This window comes from Micrococcus sp. KRD096, assembly GCF_017168495.1.
Taxonomy (GTDB): Bacteria; Actinomycetota; Actinomycetes; order Actinomycetales; family Micrococcaceae; genus Micrococcus; species Micrococcus luteus.
Genome location: NZ_JABFAY010000005.1, coordinates 1 through 5741, shown reverse-complemented (window position 1 = coordinate 5741; position 5741 = coordinate 1). Strand labels below are relative to the sequence as shown.

General features: G+C 72.5%; 4 protein-coding genes. All 4 read left to right on the top strand.

Annotation, left to right across the window (positions count from 1 at the left end):
- The first annotated feature begins 21 nt into the window (after nucleotides 1–21).
- The 4 genes from J1M41_RS03180 to J1M41_RS03165 all read left to right on the top strand — a co-directional run bounded on the left by J1M41_RS03180 (nucleotide 22) and on the right by J1M41_RS03165 (nucleotide 5695).
- Complete coding sequence (locus J1M41_RS03180) at nucleotides 22–1236, top strand: acetyl-CoA C-acetyltransferase (protein WP_036336657.1); 1215 nt, start codon at nucleotides 22–24, stop codon at nucleotides 1234–1236.
- Nucleotides 1237–1282: 46 nt separating this feature from the next.
- Nucleotides 1283–3460, top strand: coding sequence for a 3-hydroxyacyl-CoA dehydrogenase NAD-binding domain-containing protein (locus tag J1M41_RS03175; protein ID WP_206451125.1), 2178 nt, complete (start codon nucleotides 1283–1285; stop codon nucleotides 3458–3460).
- Nucleotides 3457–4308 (top strand): CoA transferase, encoded by an 852-nt coding sequence (locus J1M41_RS03170; RefSeq protein WP_206451124.1) that lies wholly within the window; start codon nucleotides 3457–3459, stop codon nucleotides 4306–4308. The genes J1M41_RS03175 and J1M41_RS03170 overlap by 4 nt, the downstream gene beginning before the upstream one ends.
- Nucleotides 4309–4450: 142 nt before the next feature.
- The gene (locus J1M41_RS03165; protein ID WP_031943898.1) at nucleotides 4451–5695 is read left to right on the top strand and encodes an IS256 family transposase; all 1245 of its coding nucleotides are present in this window, start codon (nucleotides 4451–4453) and stop codon (nucleotides 5693–5695) included.
- The last annotated feature ends 46 nt before the right edge of the window (nucleotides 5696–5741 follow it).

Here is a 5741-nt window from a genome sequence, read left to right as displayed (position 1 = left end):
ACCCCGACCCCAGGAGACCCCGTGACCCAGGACGCCTTCCTCTACGACGCCCTCCGCACGCCGCGCGGTGCCGGCAAGCCCTCCGGCTCCCTCCACGAGGTCAAGCCGATCGACCTCGTCGTCGGCCTGACCCACGCGCTGCGCGACCGCCATGAGGGGCTCGACCCCGCCGACATCGAGGACATGATCCTCGGCTGCGTCAGCCCGGTGGGCGACCAGGGCGCGGTCCTGCCCCGGGTGGCCGCCCTCAAGGCGGGCCTGCCGCAGACCGTGGCCGGCGTGCAGCTGAACCGGTTCTGCGCCTCCGGGCTCGAGGCCGTGAACCAGGCCGCCGCCCGCATCCGCTCCGGCTGGGAGTCTCTGCTCGTGGCCGGCGGCGTGGAGTCCATGTCCCGCGTGCCCATGGGCTCCGACGGCGGCGCGTGGGCCATGGACCCGGCCACCTCCCTGGCCACCGACTTCGTCCCGCAGGGCGTCTCCGCGGACCTGATCGCCACCCGTGAGGGATTCAGCCGCGCAGAGCTGGACCGCTTCGCCGCGCAGAGCCACCGCCGTGCTGCGGCGGCGTGGCAGGAGGGCCGGTTCGCCCGCTCCGTGGTCCCGGTGACGGACATGAACGGGATGACCGTGCTGGACCGGGACGAGACCATCCGCCCCGACTCGTCCGTGGAGACCCTGGCCACGCTCAAGCCCTCCTTCGAGGCGCTGGGCCGGGAGGCGGGCTTCGACGCCGTGGCGCTGGAGAAGTACAGCTCGCTGGCGGGGATCGAGCACCTGCACCACCCCGGCAACTCCTCGGGCATCGTCGACGGCGCCGCGCTGACGCTGATCGGCTCCGAGGAGGCCGGCCGGCGGGCCGGGATGAGTCCGCGGGCCCGGATCGTCTCCGCCGCCGTCGTCGGCTCCGAGCCCACCATCATGCTCACCGGCCCCACCCCGGCGTGCCGCAAGGCCCTCGAGGTGGCCGGCATGACCGCCGCGGACATCGACCTCGTGGAGATCAACGAGGCGTTCGCGGCCGTGCCGCTGCTGCTGATGAAGGAGATGGGCTGGACCGAGGAGCAGACCAACGTCAACGGCGGCGCGATCGCCATGGGCCACCCCCTGGGGGCCACCGGCGCCATGATCCTCGGCACCCTCGTGGACGAACTCGAGAGGCGCGACCTGCGGACCGGCATCGCCACGCTCTGCATCGGCGCCGGCATGGGCGTCGCCACGATCGTCGAGCGCGTCTGAGCGCCCCACACACCCGACCGACCAGCACGGCAGGAAGAGCACCGGCATGAGTGAGCACATGATCACCTGGGACCAGGACGCCGACGGCGTCGTCACGCTGACCATGGACGACCCGCAGGCGCGGGTCAACACGATGAACGAGCGGTACCAGGACGCGATGGACGCCGTCGTGGACCGCCTGGAGGCGGAGCGGGACACGGTGACCGGCGTCGTCCTGACCAGCGCGAAGAAGACCTTCTTCGCCGGCGGCGACCTGGACTCCCTGGCCCAGGCCGGCCCCGAGGATGTGGAGTCCGTGTTCGCGCTGACGCAGCGGGTCAAGGGCCAGCTGCGCCGCCTCGAGACCCTCGGCCGCCCCGTGGTCGCCGCGATCAACGGCACGGCGCTCGGCGGCGGCCTGGAGATCGCCCTGGCCTGCCACCGGCGCATCGCCGTGGACGACCCGGGGCTGAAGGTCGGCCTCCCGGAGGTCACCCTGGGCCTGCTGCCCGGAGGCGGCGGCATCACCCGCCTGGTGCGCATGGTGGGCGTGGAGCGCGCCCTGATGGAGTGGCTGTTGCAGGGCACCGCCCGCGACGCCCGGGCCGCGATGGAGAAGGGGATCATCGACGAGGTCGTGACCGACCCCGCGGACCTGGTGCCCGCCGCCAAGCGCTGGATCCTGGAGCACCGCGCCGACGCCGACGCCGCCGTGAAGCCCTGGGACGTCAAGGGCTTCAGGATCCCCGGCGGCACCCCCGCCCAGGCCTCCTTCGCCTCCCGCCTGCCCGCGTTCGCCGCCACCCTGCGCCGGCAGCTCCACGGCGCGGACCTGCCCGCCCCGAAGGCGATCCTCAGCGCCGCGGTGGAGGGCTCGCAGGTGGACTTCGACACCGCCTCGCGCATCGAGACCCGGTACTTCGTGTCCCTCGTGACGGGCCACACCTCCTCCGCCATGATCCAGGCGTTCCACTCGGACATGCAGGCGCTGCGCTCCGGCGCGGCCCTGGGCGGTCCCTCCCGCGAGCGCAGCACGATCACCACGGCGGCGGTGCTGGGCGCCGGGATGATGGGCGTGGGCATCGCCCACGCGCTCGCGCTCAACGGCGTGGACGTGATGCTCAAGGACGTCAGCCTGGAGGCCGCCGAGCGCGGCCGTGAGCGGGTGGGCGCCCTCCTCGAGGGGCGCGTGGCGAAGGGGCGCATGAGCCGCGAGGACGCCGACGCCGTCCTGGCCCGCGTGCAGCCCACCGAGGACTATCAGGACCTCGCGCACGTGGACGCGGTGATCGAGGCCGTGTTCGAGGACGTCGAGCTCAAGGACTCGGTGTTCGCCGAGGTGGAGAAGGTGGTCGGCCCGGACACCCTGCTGTGCAGCAACACCTCCACGCTGCCGATCACCCTGCTGCAGGGCCCGCGGGAGCGCTCCCAGGACTTCATCGGCCTGCACTTCTTCTCCCCGGTGGACCGGATGAAGCTCGTGGAGATCATCCGTGGTGAGCAGACCTCCCAGCGCACGGTGGAGCGTGCCTACGACCTGGTGCAGCAGATCCGCAAGCTGCCCATCCTGGTCAACGACGGGCGCGGCTTCTACACCTCCCGCGTCTACGGCACGCTCGTGCTCGAGGCCGCGGCCCTCGTGGAGGAGGGCGTGGACGCGCAGCGGATCGAGCGGGCGGCCCGCCACGCCGGCTTCCCGGCCTCCCCGCTGGCCATGATGGACGAGGTCTCCCTGACCCTGATCCAGCACATCCGCCGCGAGGAGGAGAAGGCCGTCGCCGAGGCCGGCGGTGAGCGTCCGGTGCGTCCGGGCGAGCGCGTGGTGGAGCGGCTGGTGGACGAGTTCGGCCGCCCGGGCCGCGCTCAGGGCGCCGGCTTCTACGAGTACCCGGAGGAGGGCCCCAAGCACCTGTGGCCGGGCCTGGCCGAGCACTTCGCCACCGGGGCGGACGTGCCCGAGCAGGACCTGCAGGACCGCCTGCTGTACCGCATGGCCATCGAGACGGCCCGCTGCTTCGACGACGGCGTCCTCACCGACGCCCCCTCGGCGAACCTCGGCGGCGTGTTCGGCATCGGCTTCCCGCCGCACACCGGTGGGCCCGTGACGTTCATGACGCACCGCGAGGGCGGACCGGCCGCGTTCGTGGCCCGCGCCGACGAGCTGGCCGACCGCTACGGCGAGCGGTTCCGTCCCGGCGACACCCTCCGGCAGCGGGCCGAGCGGGGCGAGGGGCCGGGCCGATGAGCGCCGCACCGCTGGCCGGAGTGCGCGTGGTGACCATCGCCCTGAACCTGCCCGGGCCCGCCGCCGCGGCCCGCCTGCAGGAGCTGGGCGCCGACGTCGTCACGGTGCTCCCGCCCAGCGGGGACCCCGTGGCCACCCTGGTGCCGGCCCTCTACGAGGAACTGCACCGCGGGCAGTCGGTGCGCACCGTGGACATGAAGTCCGAGGCCGGGGCCGCCGAGATGGAGCAGATCCTGGCCGAGGCGGACGTGTTCCTCACCTCCCACCGCTCCGGGGCGCTGCGCCGGCTGGGCCTGGACGCCGACGCCGTCCGCGCCCGCCACCGGCGGATCTGCCAGGTGGACATCACCGGATACGACGGGGACCGCACGGACGTGCCAGGCCATGACATCAACTACCAGGCCGCGGCGGGCCTGCTGGCGCCGGGGGCTCCACCGCGGATCCTCGCGGCGGATCTGCACGGTGCCGAGCGGGCCGTCTCCGCCGCGCTGGCCCTGCTGTGGGCCCGCGGCGCGGACGGGGACGGCGGGCATGCCACGGTGGCGCTCGCCGATGCGGCGCACGCCCTGGCCCTGCCCAACCGGCACCGCATGACGGGCCCGCGCAGCCCCCTGGGCGGGGCCCTGCCCCACTACGGGGTGTATCCGGCGGCCGAGGGCCATGTGGCCGTCGGCGCGCTCGAGCCGCACTTCGCGGCCGCGCTTGTCGAGGGCCTCGGGCTGGACGCGGACGGGGACGTCCGCGCGCAGCTCACCGAGGCCCTCTCCCGGCACGACGCCGCCCACTGGCAGGCATGGGGGGAGGAGCGGGGCATCCCGCTCACCGCCCTGGCCAGCCCCACCGCCTGACCCCCACGACTCAGCACGAGTTGAGTCCCTGATAGTGGTGTAACCCTCCCCGGCCGCCAACACCGTCCCCAGCATGGACGCGGTCACCGTGGGAGCCTTCGAGTGAACCTTCCACAGCACTCTCGAAAGGGACATCACCACGATGACCGCTCCTCACATTGTCGACCCTGAACGCCTGCTACGCGAAGCGATCGGCGAAGCCTCGCCGGACTTGTTGCGCCACCTGCTGCAGACCGTGATCAACGCCCTGCTCAGCGCTGACGCAGACGCGGTCTGCGGCGCCGAGTACGGCACCGCTTCTGATACCCGCACCGCACAGCGCAACGGGTACCGCCACCGGCCCCTCGACACCCGCGCCGGCACGATCGACGTGGCCATCCCGAAACTGCGCGCCGGCACGTACTTCCCAGAGTGGCTGCTCGAGCGACGCAAGCGGGCCGAGTCCGCGTTGATCACGGTCGTCGCCGACTGCTACCTCGCTGGGGTCTCCACCCGACGCATGGACAAGCTCGTGCGCCAGCTGGGCATCGACTCGCTCTCGAAGTCCCAGGTCAGCCGGATGGCCGCCGAGCTGGACGAGCACATCGACGCGTTCCGGCACCGCCCGCTGGGGGATGCCGGCCCGTTCGTGTTCCTCGCCGCGGACGCCCTGACCATGAAGGTTCGCGAGGGTGGTCGGGTGATCAACGCGGTGGCCATGGTCGCCACCGGCGTCAACGCTGACGGGCGACGTGAGGTACTCGGGCTGCGGGTGGCCACCACGGAGTCAGGCGCGGCGTGGAACGAGTTCTTCGCTGATCTGGTCGCCCGCGGCCTTCACGGGGTGAGACTGGTGACTTCGGACTCCCACCGTGGCCTGGTCGAAGCCATCGCGGCGAACCTGCCCGGGGCCGTGTGGCAGCGGTGCCGCACGCACTATGCCGCGAACCTGATGGCGGTGACCCCGAAGGCCATGTGGCCGGCGGTGAAGGCCATGCTCCACAGCGTCTACGACCAGCCTGACGGGCCGGCGGTGCACGCCCAGTTCGACCGGCTCTTGGACTACGTGGCCGAGCGGTTGCCCGCCGTGGCTGGGCACCTCGATGCTGCTCGGGAGGACATCCTCGCGTTCATCTCGTTCCCGAAGGACGTGTGGTCCCAGATCTGGTCGAACAACCCTGCCGAGCGCCTGAATCGGGAGATCCGGCGCCGCACGGACGCGGTGGGCATCTTCCCGAACCGGGATGCCGTGGTGCGGCTCGTGGGGGCCGTGTTGGCTGAGCAGACGGATGAGTGGGCCGAGGGCCGCCGGTACCTCGGTCTCGAGCTGCTGGCCCGCTGCCGCGAGCCCCTCACGCAAGAACCGGGCACCGTGATGGGCACGGAGGTGATGCCGGCCCTGGCCTGATTCTCATGCCTCGAAGACGGTTACACCACTTCCAGGGACTTGACCG